Below are 19,664 nucleotides of genomic sequence, written 5' to 3'. Positions count from 1 at the left end.
GCATGCACGATATCCGCTTTATCCGGGAAAATCCCGAAGCGTTCGACGCCGGCCTCGCGCGCCGCGGTCTCGAACCCCTGTCCGCCGAGATCGTGGCGGCCGACGCGTCGCTGCGCGCGCTGCAGACCGAGATTCAGGGCTCGCTCGCGCGCCGCAACGAAGCGTCGAAGCTGATCGGGCAGGCGATGGCGCAGGGCGACAAGGACAAGGCCGAGGCGCTGAAGGCCGAGGTCGCCGATCTCAAGACCGCGCTTCCCGCCAAGGAAGACGCCGAACGCGAGCAACTCGCCGCGCTGCAGGACATCCTCGCCGCAATCCCGAACATCCCGCTTGCCGACGTCCCCGAGGGTGAAGACGAAGCGGGCAATGTCGAGATCTCGCGCTGGGGCACGCCGCGGACATTCGACTTCGCGCCGCAGGAGCACGCCGACTTCGCGCCCGCGCTCGGTCTCGATTTCGAGACCGCGGCGAAGATGTCGGGCGCGCGCTTCGCTTTCCTGAAGGGGCAGATGGCGCGGCTCGAGCGTGCGCTCGGGCAGTTCATGATCGACCGGCAGACGATCGATGCCGGCTATACCGAATGCGCAACCCCGCTGATGGTCCGCGACGAAGCCGCCTATGGCACGACGCAGCTCCCCAAGTTTCGCGAGGATCTGTTCCAGACCACCGATGGCCGCTGGCTGATTTCGACATCGGAGATGAGCCTGACCAATGCGGTGCGCGAGGAAATCCTGCCCGAGGCCGACCTGCCGATCCGCATGACCGCCCTCACCCCCTGCTTCCGCTCCGAAGCGGGGTCGGCGGGGCGCGACACGCGCGGCTATATCCGCCAGCATCAGTTCTGGAAGGTCGAGCTCGTCTCGATCGTGCGCCCCGAGGACAGCGATGCCGAGCTGGAGCGTAAGACCCGCGCGGCCGAGGCGATCCTCGAAGCGCTCGAGCTTCCCTATCGCAAGATGCTGCTGTGCAGCGGCGACATGGGCTTTTCAGCGCGCAAGACCTATGACCTCGAGGTCTGGCTGCCGGGGCAGAATGCCTATCGCGAGATTTCGAGCTGTTCGACCTGCGGCGACTTTCAGGCGCGCCGCATGAACGCCCGCTTCCGACGTGAAGGCGGCAAGGGCAACGAGTTCGTCCACACGCTCAACGGATCGGGCCTCGCGGTCGGGCGCACACTGGTGGCGGTGCTGGAAAATTACCAGCAAGCCGACGGCAGCGTCATCGTTCCCGACGCTTTGCTTCCCTATATGGGCGGGATCACGCGCCTCACGCCCGCTAACTAACCCATCGTCACCCCGGGCTTGACCCGGGGCCTGCCTCCTCTTGAAGAAAAAGGCGGGTACCGGGTCAAGCCCGGCATGACGAAAATGAAGGACACCAAAAGTGCGCATCCTCCTCACCAACGACGACGGCTATTACGCCCCCGGCATGGCGGTGCTCGAAGCGATCGCGCGCGAACTTTCGGACGATATCTGGGTCTGCGCCCCCGCCGAGGAACAGTCGGGCGCCGGTCACTCGCTCACCCTCTCGCGTCCCGTGCGCATCCGCCAGCACGAAGAGCGCCGCTGGTCGTGCAGCGGCACCCCGACCGATTCGGTGATGATGGCGATCGGCAAGCTGATGCCCGAAAAGCCCGACCTGATCCTGTCGGGGGTCAATCGCGGTGCCAACCTCGGCGACGATGTCACTTACTCGGGCACCGTGTCGGCAGCGATCGAGGGCGCGCTCGCAGGCATCCCGTCGATCGCGCTCAGCCAGGTTTATGCCAAGGAAGGCATGGGCGACAGCGTCCCCTTCGAAGCCGCCGCAGCGTGGGGCGCGAAAGTGCTGCGCCCGCTGCTCGCGATGGCGATGGCGTCGCGCACGCTGATCAACATCAACTTCCCGGCGATCCCCGCTGACGAGGTGCAGGGCATCCGCGTCACGCGCCAGGGCTTCCACGATTACGGCCGCGGCTCGATCGTCGAGGGCACCGACCCGCGCGGCTATCGCTATTACTGGTTCGGGCTCCACGGCATCGAGCACAGCCCCGGCCACGACAGCGACCTCGAGGCGATCGACGACAAATATATCTCGGTCACCCCGCTCCAGCTCGACCTGACCCACGACGCGTCGCTCGCTGCGCTGCGCGGCGCCTATAGCGGCCAAATGCCCAATTCCGTCTCGTAACGAGACAGAAGTCTTCCCACCGCCGCTTTGCTTTGGCAAAGGGAGCGCATGGGGGAATTCCGACATCATATCGCGGCGTTACTGTGCGCCGTATCGCTCGCGGGTTGCATTCCGGCGGCGCCTGCACCGGCATCGCGGCCCGCTCCGGCACCGCCCGTTCAACAGAGGCCGGACTTCGAACGCCGCCCGCTCGGCGAAGCAGAGGGCGTCTATGAACGCCCGACCTGGACGCTCAAGTCCGTCACAACCAACGCCATGCTCGTGAACGCGGGAGTCTATTCGGTCCGCCCCGGCGACACGCTCCGCGCGGTCGGCGAGAAGACCGGCGCGGGGTCCGAAGCGCTCGCGATCGAGAACGACCTTGTGTCGCCCTATACGCTGCGCTTCGGGCAAGAGCTCCGCGTCCCCGCCGGTCTTTATCATCGCGTCGGCGCAGGCGAGACCGGGATCGGGATCGCAGCGGCCTATGGCGCGGACTGGGGCGAGATCATCACGATCAACGCGCTGTCCGAACCTTATATTCTGCGCGTCGGCCAGCGCCTCCGCCTGCCGTCCGACGCGCGCGCCCTTCCGCGCGGTCCGGTCGATGTCGGCGCGCGCGCTGCCGCCTTCCGCCTCGACATTGACGACATTCTGACCGGCAGCCAGCCCGCGCTCGCTGCCAGCGGCCGCCCCATCGCCGGCACCGCGACCCCGCGTCAGCCGGTAACCACCGCGATCGCGGACCCCGCTTTCTTTACCGGCCGCTTCGAATGGCCGCTCAACGGGCCGATCCTCGCGCGCTTTGGCCCGATCGCACCGGGCAAGGTTAGCGACGGCATCAACATCGCCGCCGCCGTCGGCACCCCGATCCGCGCGACAGCAAACGGCATCGTCGCTTATGCCGGCGATCAGATCGGCGTCTATGGCGGGCTGATCCTGATCAACCATGGCGGCGGATGGGTCAGCGCCTATGGCCACGCCGGACGGATCGACGTGAAGCGCGGACAAAGCGTCCGGATGGGCGACGTCATCGGCCGCGCCGGGGCGACGGGTCAGGTCCAGACGTCGCAACTCCATTTCCAGTTGCGCAAAAATCGCATACCCGTCGATCCGATGAAGCAATTGCCGCCCCGATGAGCAAACGCCCCGTGCAAAAGCTCAAGCTCCAGCACCGCTTTCAGCCGCTGAAGCGCGCAAGCAAATGGCCCGTGTGGGCCGACGTCCTCGCGCGGCTCAGCCTCGCCTTTTTCCTGATCGGCATTGTGGTGTTGGTCCACTGGATCGACCGCGCGGGGCTGAAGGACAGCCACGACGGCCAGATCAGCTTCCTCGACGTTGTCTATTTCACGATGATCTCGGTGACGACCACCGGCTTTGGCGACATCGCCCCGGTGTCCGACCGCTCGCGGCTGATCGAGGCGGTCATCGTTACCCCGATCCGCATCGCGGTGCTCTTTATCTTCGTCGGCACTGCCTATAATTTCGTCCTCAAACGCACATGGGAAAAATGGCGCATGGCCCGCATCCAGGCAAAGCTCACCGACCATATCGTCGTTCTCGGCTTCGGCATCAGCGGCAGCGAAGCGGTTCGCGAGCTGATCGCGCGCGGCACCGACCCCACCTGCATCGTCGTCATCGACCAGTCGGCATCGCGGATCGAAGAGGCCGAGGCGATGGGCTGCAACGTGCTGCAGGGCGACGCGTCGAACGACGACACGTTGATCGACGTCCATATCGCGCGGGCGCAGGCGGTGCTGGTGTCGGCGGGACGCGACGACACCTCGATCCTCATGGTCCTGACCGTCCGCCACCTGTCGCCCAGGGTGCCGATCAGCGTCGTGATCCGCGCGCAGGACAATGAACTGCTCGCGCGGCAGGCGGGCGCGAACAATGTCATCAACCCGGTCAGCTTCACCGGACTGCTCCTCGCAGGATCGGCACAGGGCGCGCATGTTGCCGATTATATGGCCGACCTCGCCAGCATCGGCGGTCGCGTGCAGCTGCGCGAACGGCCGGTTGCAGACGCCGAGATCGGGCGCAGCATCGACCAGCTTGCCAGCGAAGGTCGCGGGCTGCGCATCTATCGCGGCGGCAAACCCTTCGGCTTTTGGGAGCCCGAAGCCCAAAGCCTCGCCCCCGGCGACATGATCGTCGAGGTCATCCGCTGCGAAGAATGCGAAGCAAGCGTGCCCGGCGGTTAGCCCCGCCAGTAAAGCCAACCCGCCCACAGCCAGCCGATGATCAGCAACCCGCCGCCGATGGGCGTCACGGCGCCCAACCATCGCGGCGCGCCGAGCGCCATCGCGTAAAGGGTGACGGCAAACAGCGCCGCGCCGACGAGCAGCATGATCGCGGGGCCGCGCGCGATGCCCATGATCGCGATCGCGGCGACCGCGTGGATCAGCTGGTACAGCCCGCCGGTGCGCAGCCATTCGGCCTCCTGCGGCCCCGCCGCGCCATGCGCGCCGAACGCGCCCGCCGCCACCGCAACCGCCGCCGAAATCGCCGCAAATACGCCAATCATGCTTCACCACCCTTGCAATGCCGCGCCAATGCGGCGAGCTATAAGCCGCTGAGAGGGAGAAGGCGATGGCGCATGACATACCGCTTCCGGGGAATCTGAAACCGCCCAGCCGGCTTGCGCAGCTCGGCGAGCTCATACTGCCGCTCGACATGCTGCGCTATGGCCTGTCGGGCTATAACCTGCTCGGCGCCCCGCGCGGAGACGGACGGCCGGTCGTCCTCCTCCCCGGCTATGGCGCCTCCGAACTCTCGATGCGCCCGCTCGAGGCCTATCTCCGCCACCTCGGCTATCATGTCCGCGACTGGGGCATGGGCCGCAACCAGGGCCGCGTTGCCGCCGATGTGGACCGCTTTGCCGCGCAGGCGGCCGAATGGGCGAAGGCCGACGGCGCCCCGCTCACCCTCATCGGCTGGAGCCTCGGCGGCGTCATCGCCCGCGAAACCGCGCGCGCTTACCCTCACCTCGTCCGCGAAATCATCACCATGGGCACGCCCATCATCGGCGGCCCCAAATATACCGCGCTCGCCCAGCGTTTTGCGGGGCGTGATTTCGACGCGATCGAGCGCGACATCCACACGCGCAACCTGAAAGGGCTGACCCAGCCGCTGACCGTGATCTACTCGGACCGCGATGGCATCGTCGGGCCGGATATTGCGGTCGACATTTACAATCCGCAGGCGCGGAATATCAAAATCGACAGCACGCATCTGGGTCTTGGGATCAATCCTAAAGTATGGCGGATCGTGGCGGATACGCTGGCGGGGAAGTCCTAACCGGTGCCATTCTTCCTATCGTCATCCCGGACTTGATCCAGGGTCCATGACGTCGGCGCCGCGATGGATCCCGGATCAAGCCCGGGATGACGAAGAGAAGCATGGACCACCCTAAGCACAGCCCCCGTGACAAACCGCAAAAAATCGCCTATGCGCCGCGCCAATCATGACAGTCAAAACCCTCCCCTCCCAGCCGAAGGTCGGCATGGTTTCGCTCGGCTGCCCCAAGGCACTCGTTGATAGCGAACGGATTCTGACCAAGCTGCGCGCCGACGGCTATGGCCTGTCGCCCGATTATGCGGGCGCCGACGTCGTGCTCGTCAACACCTGCGGCTTCCTCGACTCGGCGAAAGAAGAAAGCCTCGAGGCGATCGGCGAAGCGATGGCCGAGAATGGCCGCGTCATCGTTACCGGCTGCATGGGCAATGAAGCCGACGTCATCCGCGCGCGCTTCCCCAACGTCCTCGCGGTCACCGGCGCACATCAATATGAGCAGGTCGTCGATGCGGTCCACGAAGCCGCGCCGCCGACGCAGGGCCCGTTCGTCGATCTCGTGCCCGAGGGCGGACTCAAGCTGACGCCGCGCCACTACAGCTATCTGAAGATCAGCGAAGGCTGCAACCATAGCTGTTCCTTCTGCATCATCCCCGATCTGCGCGGTAAACTTGTCAGCCGCCGTATCGACGCGGTGCTGCGCGAGGCCGAAAAGCTCGTCGCTGCGGGGACGAAGGAACTGCTGGTGATCAGCCAGGACACTTCGGCTTACGGCGTCGACACCCGCCACGACCCGCGCCAGTGGAAGGGCCGCGAAGTCCGCGCCCACATGACCGACCTCGCGCGCGAACTTGGCCAGCTCCAGACCAGCGAAGGCCACGCCCCGTGGGTGCGCCTCCACTATGTCTATCCCTACCCGCATGTCGATGCGGTGATCCCGCTGATGGCCGAGGGGCTGCTGACCCCCTATCTCGACATCCCCTTCCAGCACGCGAGCCCGAGCGTGCTCAAGCGCATGAAGCGCCCCGCGAACGAAGCGAAAGTGCTCGAACGCCTCAAGAACTGGCGCGCGATCGCCCCCGACATCGCGATCCGATCCAGCTTCGTCGTCGGCTTTCCCGGCGAGACCGAGGCCGATTTCCAGTACCTCCTCGACTGGCTCGACGAAGCCCAGCTCGACCGCGTCGGCGCCTTCCGCTTCGAACCCGTCGCGGGTGCCCAAGCCAACGCGCTAGACGATCAGGTCCCCGAAGAGCTCAAGGAAGAGCGCTACCAGCGCATCATGGACAAGACCGCCGCGATCAGCGCCGCGAAGCTCGAAGCCAAGATCGGCCGTACCATGCCGGTGATCATCGACGAAGTCGGGGAAGCCGACGAAGACGGCAGCATCGGTGCGACCGGGCGGTCACAGGCCGATGCGCCCGAGATCGACGGGCATGTCTATCTGCGCGACGTCGCGGCGACGCTGAAGGCGGGCGATATCGTCGACGTCGCGATCGAGGATGCCGACGAGCATGACCTGTTCGGGGTCGTGGCCTAGCGCCAGCCCGAAAAACCGCTGTCCTACATTGCGCGGGCCGCATAGCCTTGCGGGATGACTTCTGCATGCGCCTGCAACAGCGAATTCAGAGTGAAGTTGCCGAGTTTTCTGCCGTTTCGGAAACGGGCTCCACTCCGACCTTTCGTCATCCCTGGCTCGATCCGGGATCCATTTTTGCCGCCACTGGCTCTTGGCCCCCGGATCAAGTTCGGGGCGACGACGATAGTCCGTATCTTGCGTACGAAATGCCGTTTCAGAGTGAAGTTGCGCAGATTTCCGTTCATTATCGCGCCGATTTTCCGCGTAAGGAACGCCTTCATCCCTCCGATGTTATAAAAGGCAAAGATCGCATCAGGGGCACCACATGCGCATAATCCAACTGGCGGCCGCCACCCTTCTGTTGAGCGCCACCCTCACCGCCTGCGACCGCAAGACCGACGTCGAGGCCCCGCCGCGCGCGACCGACAAGGCGCCCTCGCCGACACAGACATCGTTGATCGCGGTGCCGATAAACGCCAGCACCGCCTCGCTCAAAGTGGCGCTCGAACGCGCGGTGCCGAAGACGCTGTGGACGATCAACCGGCGCGAGCCGCGCTGTGTCCAGCCGCAGCAGGTCAAGGTCTTCGGCAAGAAGGTCAAGGTGACCCCGCCGATCGCCTGCACGATCGTCGGACAGGTGACGCGCGGCCCGCTGCGGCTGCGCGGCGAAGGCGACGAGATCGTCGTTGACGTCCCGATCCACGCCAACATCAGCGCGCGCGACGTCGGCGGGGTGTTGAAGGGCGAGACGGCAACCGGCACCGCCATGGCGCATGCGCGGATCAAGATCGAACTCACCCCCGATTGGCGCACGCAAGGCAAGGCACGCATCAGCTATGGCTGGACCAAGGCGCCGGGGATCGACTTCCTCGGCAAACGCATCACCTTCACCGACGAGGCCGATGCCAAGCTGGCCCCCGTCGTTCGCGACGTCGAGCGCGAGGTGAACCGCGAGATCGCGAAGATCGACATCCGCAAACAAGCCGCCGAGGTCTGGCGCCAGAGCTTCACCGCGCTCGAACTCAACCGCGAGAACCCGCCGGTGTGGATGCGCGTCACGCCGCAGCGCATCCTGTACGGCGGCTACCGGATCGAGGGTGATCGGATGAACCTCAATCTCGGACTGGAGGCGATCACAGAAACCTTCGTGTCGGGCCGCCCTGCCGATCCGAACCCCACCCCGTTGCCACGTCTCGTGCGTGAAATACCCAAGCCGCATCTCGATGTGCGCGTGCCGGTGATCGCCGATTATGCGGTGCTCCAGCCCGTCGTCGATCGCGCGCTGGCGAAACGGTCGGCGCGGCCGTTCGTGCTGCCAAAGGTTGGCGCGATGACGGTGAAGTTCGGTAAATCAACCATCTATGGTTCGCCGGGCGGTCGCATTGCGTTGGGGGTCGACGTCGATATGCGGCTGGCCGCCCGTACCGGCGATCCGACACGCGGGCGTATCTGGATGACCGCGATCCCGGTCAACAAACCGGGATCGGCCGAGGTGCATTTCACCGACCTGGTTATCAACGGCGACACCGATGGCGTTGGGGGAGATTTGCTCATCGTCCTTGGGCAAAGCGCGGGTTTCGCCCCGCTGATTGCCGACGCGCTGACGCAGAATTTCGCGAACGACCTCGGCAGGCTGCAGGGCAAGATCAAGCGCGCGGTCGATCAACGGCGCGAAGGCGCCTTCGTGATCCGCACGCGCGTCGAGGGTTTCGAAATCGGCGAGATCAAGGCCTATGGCAATGGTCTGTATCTGCCCGTGCGAATGGTCGGCGGGGCGAGCGTCGATTACCGCCCGGCGCGGTGACGTCAGGCGCGGGTGAAGTCCATCGTCCAGTTCACTTCCCATGTCTGCCCGCCATCGGCCGACATCGCCTGCTCCCAGCGCGGCGATTGGGTGTCAGTGCGGCTCCAGATGAAGCGGAGGCGGATCGGCCGGGCGTCGAGGGTGTCATCGGCATAGAATTGGCCCACGCCATCCTCGAACCGACCAATAACCGGGACGTCGAGCGCATGCGGGCTGCGCGCATCGAGCCACCAGATCGCCCAGCTGTTCGCGGCGGGATCAAAGGACCGCAAGGCAATCGCCCGATAGGTTCCGCCCGGAATATGCAGGACATTGTCCTCGACATTACCGTCGCCGCCAAGGATCGGTCGCATGTCGGAGGTTCCGTCGAATTCCTCCCACGCATCAGAGCCTGCAAGCCGCTCTTTGAGGCGGCGATGTCGCACCTGCCAGCTGCCAATCTGAAAATCGAAATCACCGGCCATGACGAACGCTCCCAATTATCAATGGGAATGTTCTTATTACGTTCCCACCCGAACGCAACCCGGTCCAGATCAGAACAGGCGGGTAATCCCATAGAAAGCTGCCGCGACGATCGCGCTCGCCGGGATGGTGATGAACCACGCCGCGACCACATTGCCCGCAACGCCCCAGCGCACCGCGCTCGCCCGGCGCGCGACGCCGGCGCCGATGATGCTGCCGGTGATCGTGTGCGTCGTCGACACTGGAATACCAAGCAGGCTGGCAGTGAACACCATGATCGACCCGCCGGTCGATGCAGCAAAACCCTGATGATGCGACAGCTTGGTGATGCGGCCGCCCATCGTCTCGATGATCTTCCACCCGCCCGACAGCGTGCCAAGCGCAATCGCGACATAACAGCTGAACGCGACCCAGTGCGGGATGTGGAATTCGCCCCCCAGATAGCCGGTCGAATAGAGGAGCACCGTGATGATCCCCATCGTCTTTTGCGCATCGTTCAGCCCGTGGCTGATCGAATAAGCCGCGGAGGACAGAAGGTGGAGACGGCGGAAGGTCTTTTCTGCAAAACTGGCGGTCGCACGGCGCAGCGCCCAGCTGCTGAGCAGCATCACCAGCATCGCGAGCATCATCCCGAGCAGCGGCGACAGGAAGATCGCGATCACGGTCTTGTTGAGCCCGGTCCACTCGATCCCCTCAAACCCCGCATGCGCAACGCCCGCCCCGACGATCCCGCCGACGAGCGCGTGGCTCGACGACGAGGGAATGCCCTTCAGCCAGGTGACGACATTCCAGAACATCGCGCCGACAAGCGCACCGAACACGACCGCGGGAGTCACGAGGTCCTTGTCGATGATCCCCTTGCCGATCGTTTCGGCAACCTTGTGCAGTTCGGGAAAGATGACCGACAGGAAATAGGCGGCGAAGTTGAAGAAGGCGGCGAACAGCACGGCCTGAACCGGTCGCAGCAACCGCGTCGCGACGACGGTGGCGATGCTGTTCGCGGCATCGTGCAGGCCGTTCAGAAAGTCGAACGCCAGCGCGAGGAGAACGAGGCCGACGAGGAGCGGAAAAGCGAGTTCGTGCATGGTTCGCGCCCCCGCTTATGCGTGGTCGATGACCAGACCGTCGATCTCGTTGGCGACGTCCTCGAAACTGTCGGTGACGCGCTCGAGATGGCGGAAAAGTTCGCGTGCGATCAGGAATTGCGTGGGATTCGCTTCGCCATGTTCGCGGAACAAACGCTTGAGCCCGGCGGCGTGGATTTCGTCGGCATGGCCTTCCATCCGCACCAGCCGTTCGGTCAGTTCGTGAAGCCGCGGACCGTTGGCGCCGATGTTGCGGAGCAACGGCAGCGCCTCGGCGGTCAGCCGCGCGGCATCGACGATGATGCCGCCGATGTCGCGCATCTCGGGTTCGAACTCGGTGACGTCGTACAGGTCAACCGCGCCTGCGGTTTTCTGCATCTCGTCGATGGCGTCGTCCATCGAGGCGATCAGATCGGTGATCGCGCTGCGGTCGAACGGCGTCAGAAAGGTGCGGCGAACGGTCTGCAGCACTTCGCGGGTGATCGCGTCGGCGTCATGCTCGCGCTCGATGATTTCCTGGACATGGTCGGCCATGCCCTCGCCGCCCTGAAGCATGCGCGACAAGGCGTTGGCCCCGGCGACGAGCGTCGCAGCATGGCTTTCGAACAATTCAAAGAAATTTCCCTGTCGCGGCAGCAAACGCTGAAACCATGCGAACATCCAGCTAACCCCTGTCTTGTCTGCTACATTTTCGACGACCCCGCGCGGCTGGGCGACGGCGCGAAAACCGCCATCGCCGAACGAGCGGATCAGCGCCTGCAAATCCGGTTCCTCGACCGCCGACGCGGCTTCGCGGAACGAGAACCATTTGCGGTCGCGTTCGTCCATTTCCTTCCAGTCGTCGAGCTCGTTCGTCACGGCGAGCGGGAAGACTTCGACATTGTACATGATCGACGCGCCATTCGCCCGGCGCTTGCGATACTCATAGCTGCCGATCGGGGTCGGGCAGACCGCGCCGATCACTCCCGCCTCTTCTTCCGCTTCGATCGCGGCGGCGGCATGACGCGTGATGCCCGTCAGCGGATTACCCTTGGGCACAACCCAGCGCTTCGTTTCGCGCGACGTGATCAGCAGGATTTCGGTCGGCCCGTCCTGCGCAGGACCCCCGAATCGATAGGGAAGGACAGCGATCTGACGCATCGGGTTTTCATCCGTTCCTATGATTTCGGGCGCGCGGCAACCGGGTGACAAAGAGGTTACGCCCCTATGACAATAATGTGACAGCGACAAGGACACTTCATCGCCGCCGCGCTTTCCGTAAACGTCAATTCGATTGCAAAATGAAACGCGGTGCGTAAGCTATATCCAAACATAGTCGGGAGACAGGATGATGGCAGGCACGGCGACGATGGAACGCCCAGCGGACGCGAAAGCGGCTCCGGTAGATCAGGATGTACTGATCGTCGGTGCCGGAATTTCGGGCATCGGCATGGCGGTGCATTTGCAGCAGTACAGCTCCGACCGCAGCTTTACCCTTGTCGAACGCCGGGCCAACCTAGGCGGGACCTGGGACCTGTTCCGTTATCCCGGCATCCGTTCGGACAGCGACATGCACACACTGGGGTTTGTCTTCGAACCGTGGAAGCATGAAAAGACAATCGCCGACGGCCCCGCGATCCTGGATTATCTGAACCGCATCGTCGACGAACGCCACATTCGCGAGCGCATCCGTTTCGACCGCAAGGTCGTCGGCGCCGATTGGGACAGCGAGACCGCGCGCTGGACGGTGACGCTGGAAGATGAAAAGGGCGGCATCTCGACGACCACCGCGCGCTGGCTCTACCTCGGTGCCGGCTATTACGACTATGACGAGGCCTTCGACGCCAATTTTACCGGCCGCGACGATTTCAAAGGTCAGATTCTTCATCCGCAATTCTGGCCGAAGGATCTCGACTATACAGGCAAAAAGATCGTCGTCGTCGGGTCGGGCGCGACAGCGGTAACGATCGTTCCCGCCATGTCGGATAAGGCGGCGCATGTGACGATGCTGCAACGCACCCCGACCTGGTTTGCGATCCGTCCGGCCAAGGACGGCCTGGCCAATTTCCTGCGCAAGATCCTGCCCGAGAAACTGGCGTATAAAATCACGCGCTTCAAAAATGTGAAGATGCAGGACATCGTCTTTCGCAAAGCGCGCGAGAAACCTGAAAAGGTGCGCGAGTTCCTGACCAAGCAGATCAAGAAGAACCTTGGCGACCGCTATGATGCCGAAGCCTTCACCCCGCCTTACAACCCTTGGGAACAGCGGCTCTGCCTCGTCCCCGACGCCGATTTCTTTGAAGCGATCAAAGCCGACAAGGCGTCGGTGGTCACCGACCATATCGAGCGATTTGACGCCAACGGTATTCAGCTCAAGTCGGGCAAGCATCTGGACGCCGATATCATCGTTACGGCCACCGGTCTGAACCTCGCGGTCGCGGGCAAGATTCCGGTGCGTGTTGATGGCGATCTCGTCGACTGGAGCGAACATTTTTATTACAAGGCGTGCATGTTCTCGAACGTGCCGAACTTTTCGGCGGTGTTCGGCTATCTCAACGCCAGCTGGACGCTCCGCGCCGATATCGTCGCCGAATATGTCTGCCGCGTCCTGAACCATATGAAATCGACCGACACAAATGTCGCGATCCCCGCGCTCGCCGACCCGGCGACGCTGACCGAAGAGAATATCTTCGACTTCTCGTCGGGTTATATCCAGCGCGCGCTGCACATCATGCCCAAAAATGCCGACAAGCTGCCGTGGCGGCTCAACCAGAATTATATTCAGGACCGCATCGACATGAAAACGGGGGCGATCGAGGATGGCGTGCTGGCGTTTGGCAACGCGCGCGCGGCGGTGTCGGCGGCGCCAGCTGAACTCGAAGCAGCCGAGTGACGATCAGGCGGCGCGTTTGGCGCGCCGCCGCCGCACCAACCAGAAGATCAGCGCGCCGATAACGATCAGCACGATCGGACCCGCGATCCGTATAGCCTTTGCACCAGCCTCATATTGCTCGATAAATTCGAGCGCGGGCGGCTTGGTCGCGCTGCCGAGCACATTCCATTCGGTGATCTGCAACGGCGCCTCATTCTCGGCATAAAAGCGCAGCGAGACCGTCGTCCATTTGCCCTTCCCGGTCGCAACAACGACGACTTCTTCCTGGCGCTGCTTCAGGCCGGGCGTGAGATTGGTCTTCCAATTATAGGACGCGAGCTGCCACGTCGCCTTCCCGTCGGGGCATTCGCGCGGCAATGCCTGCGCCGCCGCCTTGGCAGATCCGGAAATTTCGGGATGCAACTGGCTCGTCATACTCGCCGGATCGGTGCAGAAACGCTCGCCGATCGCGACCAGCTCCTTTTGCCGTTCGGGCGACACCATCTTGTCGAGCGCCGTCTGAAAGCTGCATCCGCCAAGCATAGCGAGTATCGTCGCCGCGCAAGCAGAGATATAAAAGCGTCGCATCACCTACCCCCCGTCGATGATCTCGCGCGAAGGATGACGGATTCGATTGCGACAATCCAGTCTTATGAACGACAGCTAATTGGCATGTTCGGGCTTACCCTTGATCGAGCCCTTGGCGAAATTCTCAAGCTGCCGCTCGCTCATGCTGTCGGCCATCTGTCTCGAAGCGCCTTTAAGCTTCGATTTTGGTGTATCGCCGCGTTTGGAGCTGAGGGCGGCGCCAGCGGCTTTCTGTTGCGCCTTGGATTTGGCAGGCATGCTAGGTCTCCTGTCTGCTCCCGCTATCCATTAACGACGGTCCCGCCGTTGGGATGCAACACTTGGCCCGACATATAGCTGCTGTCGTCGCAAGCGAGGAACAGGAAGGCGGGCGCCACCTCGTTGGGTTCGCCCGGACGCTTCATCGGCGTGTCTTCGCCGAAGCTATCGACCTTGTCGGCCGGGGCCCCGCCGCGCGGGTTGAGCGGCGTCCATATCGGTCCGGGAGCAACACCGTTCACGCGGATGCCCTTTTCGACCAGATTTTCGCTAAGCGACCGGGTGAAGGCCGTGATCGCGCCCTTGGTCGCGCTGTAGTCCAGCAAGCCTTTCGATCCCTGATACATGGTGATGCTGGTGCAATTGACGATCGCGGCGCCCTTTTTGAGATGCGGCAGCGCAGCTTGGACCAGAAAGAACATGCCGAAGATATTGGTCGCAAAGGTGCGTTGCAGCTGATCCTCGCTGATGTCGCGGATATCTTCGGCCGGATGCTGTTCGCCGGCGTTGTTGACGAGGACGTCGAGGCGGCCGAGCTTGTCGATGGTCTCGGCGACGATCTTTTCGCTCGCCTTGGCCTTGCCGACATCGGCCTTGATCATGATCCCGCGTCGCCCCTCGCCTTCGACGATCGCGACGGTGTCGGCGGCGTCAGCCCTGTTGTCGAGATAGACGATCGCCACGTCGGCCCCCTCACGCGCAAACAGGGCGCACACCGCACGGCCGATGCCGCTGTCGCCGCCGGTCACGATCGCGACCTTTCCTTCAAGACGCCCCGAACCCGGATAGCGCGGCTGCCATTTCGGTGCGCGATCAAGGTCGGCTTCGCGGTCGGACGGCGGCTTGGCGATCGTCTTGGCGCCCCCCACATCGCGGCGCAGCTTCGCCGCCGCGGTTCGCTTTCCCTTCTTGTCCTGCGCACTTTCGCCGACCTTGCCGGCTTTGGGCTGCTTCGCCATGACCTTGTCCTTGTTGTTCAGTTGATGGGGAGGAAGTCGCGGGCGAATTCGTCTTTCACGGCTTTGACGAGCGCCCCGGTCACCGGCACGTTGATCCTGTACGATCCCTCGGCATAGGGACCGATTTCATAGGGGCCGATCGCGATCGTCATGCGATCGAGAAAGCGCCCGTCGGACGAGCCGAGCCAAACAGTCTGAGCCGACGCCGGCGGGCATTTGGAGAAAGGCCCATCGGGAGTCTGGTCGGCCATGATCCCTTTCGCAGCCTTTGCGCGCTGGATCCCGGCGCAGAACGGATCGCGGATCGCGGCATCGAACGCCTCGCCGCTCTCGAACAGGTCGAGCGGTTTCAGTTGCTTGCGCCGGTTGCGGTCCCAGATCAGCGTGTCGAAGCTTTCCATGCCGTGTGCGCCGCCAGCATAGCTGTCGGTCGCGGCCGAGAGGCTCAGGAAACGCGGCGTGCTGGTAACCCGCTGCCATGCCTGCAGATGGCTGTGCGGACGATATGGGAAATCACCCTTTTCTGCCGCCGCCTTGTCGCGCTGCGCCGCCGCGACCAGCGCCTCGCGCTTAGCCAACCGATCGCTATCGAGCGCGCCTGCGAGTTCGGGGATCGCCGCCGCCTCTTTCGGATAGGAATAGGCGAACTCGATCAGATCATTGCTTTCCTTGACGGTGGACGCAGGGGCATTTTTCGCAACAACGTCGGCGGCTCCGCCCGGAGGCGCGCCGGGCACCGTCGCCGCGGCCACCTTTTCCGCCGACGTCGGCTTTTCTTCGGAACAGCCCGCGAGCAATAGGGTGCCGGCGAGAATGGGAATGGCGTTTCGCCAAGGCTTTGTAAGCGTCATGCAGACATAACGCCGGGAATCGACAAAATATCCCGGGCGGCCTAGCACCGGCGGCATGACTGATTATTCCGACCTGATCCAACCCGACAAAGGGCAGGACGCCCGCTCAATTCATCTCGTCGACAAGAAGAGCTACGACGAATGGCTGAAGGGCCGCAGCGCGCGCGAACGCGCGCACCTCGCAGCAGTCGGTTTCAAACCCGATGCCTTCGTCCACGCAATCCTGCCGGGCGACGATCCTGAAAAATGGGCGGTCGTCACCACCGTTGGCAAGGTCGACGGCCTGTCCGCATGGTGCCTCGGCAAGCTGGGACAAATCCTTCCCGAAGGCCGCTATCGTCTTGAGGGCCAGCAGCCGGGCAAGGCATTGTTCGGCTGGATGAGCGCGCAATATCGCTTCGACACCTATAAATCGAACCCGCCGACCAAAGGCCCGCGCGTCCTGTTGACGACCGAGGTCGGCGCAATCGCGCCGATGGTCGCCGAAATGCGCGCCACCGCGCTCGTTCGCGACCTCGTCAACACCCCCGCCGCCGACATGGGGCCCGCCGCGATCGAGAAAGCGGCCGAACGCATCGCCAAGGCGCATGGCGGAAAGCTGACGGTCACCAAGGGTGAGGCGCTTGAACAGGGCTATCCGATGATCCATGCGGTCGGACGCGCAGCGGCAAAGCATCACGCGCCGCGCCTGATCGAGATCGAATGGGGCAAGGAAGATCATCCACGCGTCGCGTTGGTCGGCAAGGGGATCAGCTTCGACAGTGGCGGGCTCGACATCAAGCCTGCGGCGGGCATGCGGTTGATGAAGAAGGATATGGGGGGCGCCGCACATGTGCTTGCGCTTGCCGAACTGGTGATGGCCAGCGGACTGCCGGTGCGGTTGCACTGCCTCGTCGCCGCGGCCGAAAACGCGATTTCGGCGGACGCCTTCCGTCCCGGCGATGTGCTGAAAAGCCGGCTCGGCCTGACGGTTGAGATCGGAAACACCGATGCCGAAGGCCGTCTGGTTCTGGGCGATGCGCTGACCAGAGCTGGCGAGGCCAAGCCCGAACTCATCCTCGATTTCGCGACCTTGACCGGCGCCGCGCGCGTCGCGCTCGGGCCCGACCTGCCGCCGCTCTTCGCCAACGACGATGCGCTGGCCGAGGCGATGCTGCAGGGCGGGATCGATCGCGACGATCCGTTGTGGCGAATGCCGCTGTGGGACGGTTATGCCGACCTGCTCGAAACCGACATTGCGGACCTTGGAAATGCTGGCAGTTCGCCGTTCGCCGGCACGATTACCGCCGCGCTGTTCCTGAAGCGCTTTGTGCCCGACGGGGTTGCGTGGGCGCATCTTGATACCTTTGCCTGGCGCCCCACGGCGAAACCTGGACGTCCCAAAGGTGGCGCGGCGCTGGGGCTACGCGCCGCCTGGGCGATGCTGCAGGCACGATACGACCGGCGCGGGAAAGCTTGAACATTCTTGATAAAGAGGGGTCTGCTGGTCTAATGGCGCGCGATTGTCCGCACCGCGCGGGGCACGGTTTTTTACAGGACGGCAAGTGACAGCAGAAAGTGGCGATAATTCAGCGGCCAACCGCGTGCGCATGGGACGTCCCGGCGCCGTCGGCGCGGGCCGCGATCGCTTTGGCCTGACGGGAACGTCGCAGACTTATGATCCGCGCATCGTCGCAATCCGGCCCGACCTCGCCGATATTGCCGTCGCCGGCCAGCATTTCGCGCCGCATTATGCAGCACCGATGATGCGCAGCGGCGTACTGCCCGCGGCATCGCTGCGCGCTTCGCCATCGGTCGATGCCGACCAGACGAGCGAGTTGTTGTTCGGCGAAGGTTTTGCGCTGCTCGACCTCACCGGCGGCTGGGCGTGGGGGTACTGCCTCGCCGATCATTATGTGGGCTATCTGGCCGCCGAGGCTCTAGCCGCACCGATCGCGCCGACGCACCGCGTCGCGATGATAGAAGCGATGCTTCATAGCGCGCCCGATGCCGCCAGCGGAGGACCCGCAGTCTTGCCGCGCGGCGCACTGGTGATGGGCGTGACCGAGGGCGAATGGCTTGCGACCTCGCACGGCTACCTGCCGCTGGCTTCGCTCGTAGAGGTCGGCTCATACGACGACGATCCCGCAGAACTGGCCGAACAGATGATCGGTACGCCTTATGTCTGGGGCGGCCGCACCGCAAAGGGGATCGACTGCTCGGGGCTTGTCCAGCTGGTATGGGGAGGCGCCGGCCTCCAGTTGCCACGCGACAGCGACCTGCAGCTTGCGTCACTCGGGCCCGACAAGGATGTCGATCCGGCTGCGCTCGCGCGCGGTGATGTCATATTCTTCCCCGGGCACGTCGGTATCATGGCCGACGATCGGACGATTATTCACGCCAGCCGACGATGGATGGCGGTGAATAACGAGCCGCTGGCCGACGTCATCGCGCGTTCGGCCGCCAAAGGGAATGAAGTGCCGGTCACCGGCTATAAACGACTGCGGTAAAATCATGACACATACGGTCTTCATCGACGGCGCGGCGGGAACGACGGGCCTGGAAATCGCCGAGCGGCTTGCCGGGCGGAGCGAGTTCGCCCTGATCACCCTGCACGAGGCCGAGCGCAAGGATGCGGGGCGGCGCGCGGAAGCGCTGAACGCCGCCGATTTCGTCATCCTTTGCCTGCCCGATGCCGCGGCGATCGAGGCGGTCGCGATGATCCGCAACGACCGCACTAAAGTTATCGACGCATCGACCGCGCATCGCATCGCGCCCGGCTGGGCCTATGGCTTTCCCGAACTCAATGCGGCGCAGCGCGACATCATCGCCGCCTCGACACGCGTCAGCAATCCGGGTTGCTATCCGACGGGCTTTCTTGCGCTGGTCGCGCCGCTGGTCGCGGCAGGAATCGTGCCGGACGACGCGCGGCTCAGCGTCAATGCTGTGTCGGGCTATTCGGGCGGCGGCAAGGAGCTCATCGCGCGGTTCGAGGCCGAGCGCGATATCGGGTTTCGCAGCTATGGCCTGTCATTGAACCATAAGCATGTGCCCGAAATGCAGCAGGGCGCACACCTTGCATATCCGCCGCTGTTCGCGCCCGCGGTCGTCCCAGTCTATCGCGGCATGTTGGTCGAGGTCCCGTTGAGTTTCGATGCGCCAACCGCCGACGCGGTGTTCCACGCGCTTGCGGCGCATTTCGAGGGATCGCCGCTCGTATCGGTGCGCCGCGGCGACGAGAGCGAATTGCTCCTCAGCCAAAAAGACAAAGCGACCGACCGGATGGAGCTGACGCTCTTTTCCGACCCCGCCGACTGTCAGCTCCGCCTTGTCGCGCGGCTCGACAATCTGGGCAAGGGCGCAAGCGGCGCCTGCGTCCAGAACCTCAACATCATGGCGGAATTGCCCGAAACCGCGGGCCTGCGACTGTAAGGCGGCCTAGTGGACCGTGTCCAGGATATCCTCGACCGACAGATAAGTGATCAGTCGCTCGATCTGGCGCCAGCGGGCGAAATGGACGTGATTTCCCAGCACACGATATTGCTCGGCGCGCGCGGCCGCGGCAAAGCCCGCTTCTTCGCCATGCATGCTGATCAGCGCATGGGCATCCTCGACCGCATCGCGATCGGTGAGAAAAGGTGCTGGCAGGTGCATCGAATTCCTAGTCCGTTATGGTGAGCCGGCCTTCTATACCCCGCCCCTCACCGCGCCGTTCCCAACCGTGATGAACAATCGGGTAAGGTTAATTTCGGGCCCGCGTCGGTTAACCCTCTAATCGCCGGCGCAACCCCCTTTGACGCCGCGCT

Annotated in this window: 20 protein-coding genes; 11 read left to right on the top strand and 9 right to left on the bottom strand. The window is 63.9% G+C overall.

All coding sequences use genetic code 11. The annotated features are described in order from the left end of the window. Positions 1-2: 2 nt before the first annotated feature. The 4 genes from serS (at position 3) to AC3A43_RS16140 (ending at position 4,352) form a co-directional block, all read left to right on the top strand. On the top strand, positions 3-1,283 hold the full coding sequence (gene serS / locus AC3A43_RS16155; RefSeq protein ID WP_487793568.1) for a serine--tRNA ligase: 1,281 nt from the start codon (positions 3-5) through the stop codon (positions 1,281-1,283). A 100-nt stretch (positions 1,284-1,383) separates the two neighbouring features. Beyond that, entirely contained in the window at positions 1,384-2,169 is a 786-nt protein-coding gene (surE, locus tag AC3A43_RS16150; RefSeq protein ID WP_487793567.1) for a 5'/3'-nucleotidase SurE, read from the top strand. A 48-nt stretch (positions 2,170-2,217) separates the two neighbouring features. After that, a complete protein-coding gene (locus tag AC3A43_RS16145; RefSeq protein ID WP_487793566.1) occupies positions 2,218-3,288 on the top strand; it encodes a peptidoglycan DD-metalloendopeptidase family protein in 1,071 nt (356 codons plus the stop codon). Beyond that, on the top strand, positions 3,285-4,352 hold the full coding sequence (locus AC3A43_RS16140) for a potassium channel family protein (RefSeq protein ID WP_487793565.1): 1,068 nt from the start codon (positions 3,285-3,287) through the stop codon (positions 4,350-4,352). The genes AC3A43_RS16145 and AC3A43_RS16140 overlap by 4 nt, the downstream gene beginning before the upstream one ends. Here the strand turns inward: AC3A43_RS16140 and AC3A43_RS16135 are convergent. Beyond that, entirely contained in the window at positions 4,349-4,675 is a 327-nt protein-coding gene (locus AC3A43_RS16135; protein ID WP_487793564.1) for a DUF423 domain-containing protein, read from the bottom strand. The two genes, AC3A43_RS16140 and AC3A43_RS16135, sit on opposite strands and share 4 nt — an antisense overlap. A gap of 65 nt (positions 4,676-4,740) precedes the next feature. Between AC3A43_RS16135 and AC3A43_RS16130 the strand changes: the two genes are divergently transcribed. The 3 genes from AC3A43_RS16130 (at position 4,741) to AC3A43_RS16120 (ending at position 8,825) form a co-directional block, all read left to right on the top strand. Further along, on the top strand, positions 4,741-5,448 hold the full coding sequence (locus AC3A43_RS16130) for an esterase/lipase family protein (protein WP_487793563.1): 708 nt from the start codon (positions 4,741-4,743) through the stop codon (positions 5,446-5,448). A gap of 166 nt (positions 5,449-5,614) precedes the next feature. Then, positions 5,615-6,982 (top strand): 30S ribosomal protein S12 methylthiotransferase RimO, encoded by a 1,368-nt coding sequence (gene rimO, locus AC3A43_RS16125; RefSeq protein WP_487793562.1) that lies wholly within the window; start codon positions 5,615-5,617, stop codon positions 6,980-6,982. Between the two features lie 364 nt (positions 6,983-7,346). Further along, the gene (locus AC3A43_RS16120; protein ID WP_487793561.1) at positions 7,347-8,825 is read left to right on the top strand and encodes a DUF4403 family protein; all 1,479 of its coding nucleotides are present in this window, start codon (positions 7,347-7,349) and stop codon (positions 8,823-8,825) included. Positions 8,826-8,827: 2 nt separating this feature from the next. On the opposite strand, the gene AC3A43_RS16115 is transcribed toward AC3A43_RS16120, so the two are convergent. From AC3A43_RS16115 to AC3A43_RS16105, 3 genes are all read right to left on the bottom strand, one after another. Next, positions 8,828-9,289: a DUF1579 domain-containing protein gene (locus AC3A43_RS16115; RefSeq protein WP_487793560.1), complete on the bottom strand. Its 462-nt coding sequence runs from the start codon at positions 9,287-9,289 to the stop codon at positions 8,828-8,830. A 69-nt stretch (positions 9,290-9,358) separates the two neighbouring features. Continuing rightward, positions 9,359-10,372, bottom strand: a complete 1,014-nt coding sequence (locus AC3A43_RS16110) for an anion permease (RefSeq protein ID WP_487793559.1) — start codon at positions 10,370-10,372, stop codon at positions 9,359-9,361. A gap of 15 nt (positions 10,373-10,387) precedes the next feature. Next, complete coding sequence (locus AC3A43_RS16105; RefSeq protein ID WP_487793558.1) at positions 10,388-11,512, bottom strand: DUF47 family protein; 1,125 nt, start codon at positions 11,510-11,512, stop codon at positions 10,388-10,390. Between the two features lie 190 nt (positions 11,513-11,702). Between AC3A43_RS16105 and AC3A43_RS16100 the strand changes: the two genes are divergently transcribed. After that, positions 11,703-13,244 carry a flavin-containing monooxygenase gene (locus AC3A43_RS16100; RefSeq protein WP_487793785.1) on the top strand — a complete coding sequence of 514 codons (1,542 nt, stop codon included), beginning with the start codon at positions 11,703-11,705 and terminating at the stop codon, positions 13,242-13,244. A gap of 3 nt (positions 13,245-13,247) precedes the next feature. Here AC3A43_RS16100 and AC3A43_RS16095 read toward each other — a convergent pair whose 3' ends face one another. From AC3A43_RS16095 to AC3A43_RS16080, 4 genes are all read right to left on the bottom strand, one after another. After that, complete coding sequence (locus AC3A43_RS16095; protein ID WP_487793557.1) at positions 13,248-13,811, bottom strand: hypothetical protein; 564 nt, start codon at positions 13,809-13,811, stop codon at positions 13,248-13,250. 75 nt (positions 13,812-13,886) lie between these two features. Further along, the gene (locus tag AC3A43_RS16090) at positions 13,887-14,069 is read right to left on the bottom strand and encodes a DUF3008 family protein (protein WP_487793556.1); all 183 of its coding nucleotides are present in this window, start codon (positions 14,067-14,069) and stop codon (positions 13,887-13,889) included. 23 nt (positions 14,070-14,092) lie between these two features. After that, positions 14,093-15,028 (bottom strand): SDR family oxidoreductase, encoded by a 936-nt coding sequence (locus AC3A43_RS16085; protein ID WP_487793555.1) that lies wholly within the window; start codon positions 15,026-15,028, stop codon positions 14,093-14,095. Between the two features lie 17 nt (positions 15,029-15,045). After that, entirely contained in the window at positions 15,046-15,879 is an 834-nt protein-coding gene (locus AC3A43_RS16080; protein ID WP_487793554.1) for a DUF3298/DUF4163 domain-containing protein, read from the bottom strand. 55 nt (positions 15,880-15,934) lie between these two features. On the opposite strand from AC3A43_RS16080, the gene AC3A43_RS16075 reads away from it, so the two are divergent. The 3 genes from AC3A43_RS16075 to argC all read left to right on the top strand — a co-directional run bounded on the left by AC3A43_RS16075 (position 15,935) and on the right by argC (position 19,290). Further along, positions 15,935-17,338, top strand: a complete 1,404-nt coding sequence (locus AC3A43_RS16075; protein WP_487793553.1) for a leucyl aminopeptidase family protein — start codon at positions 15,935-15,937, stop codon at positions 17,336-17,338. An 85-nt stretch (positions 17,339-17,423) separates the two neighbouring features. Continuing rightward, on the top strand, positions 17,424-18,368 hold the full coding sequence (locus AC3A43_RS16070; protein ID WP_487793552.1) for a C40 family peptidase: 945 nt from the start codon (positions 17,424-17,426) through the stop codon (positions 18,366-18,368). 4 nt (positions 18,369-18,372) lie between these two features. Further along, positions 18,373-19,290, top strand: a complete 918-nt coding sequence (argC, locus tag AC3A43_RS16065; protein WP_487793551.1) for an N-acetyl-gamma-glutamyl-phosphate reductase — start codon at positions 18,373-18,375, stop codon at positions 19,288-19,290. Positions 19,291-19,296: 6 nt separating this feature from the next. Here argC and AC3A43_RS16060 read toward each other — a convergent pair whose 3' ends face one another. Continuing rightward, on the bottom strand, positions 19,297-19,512 hold the full coding sequence (locus tag AC3A43_RS16060) for a hypothetical protein (RefSeq protein ID WP_037511232.1): 216 nt from the start codon (positions 19,510-19,512) through the stop codon (positions 19,297-19,299). Between the last annotated feature and the right edge of the window lie 152 nt (positions 19,513-19,664).

The organism is Sphingopyxis sp. Soil_C_28, assembly GCF_057657055.1.
The sequence above is the reverse complement of the archived record's forward strand: the minus strand, read 5'-3'. Positions and strand labels throughout refer to the sequence as shown.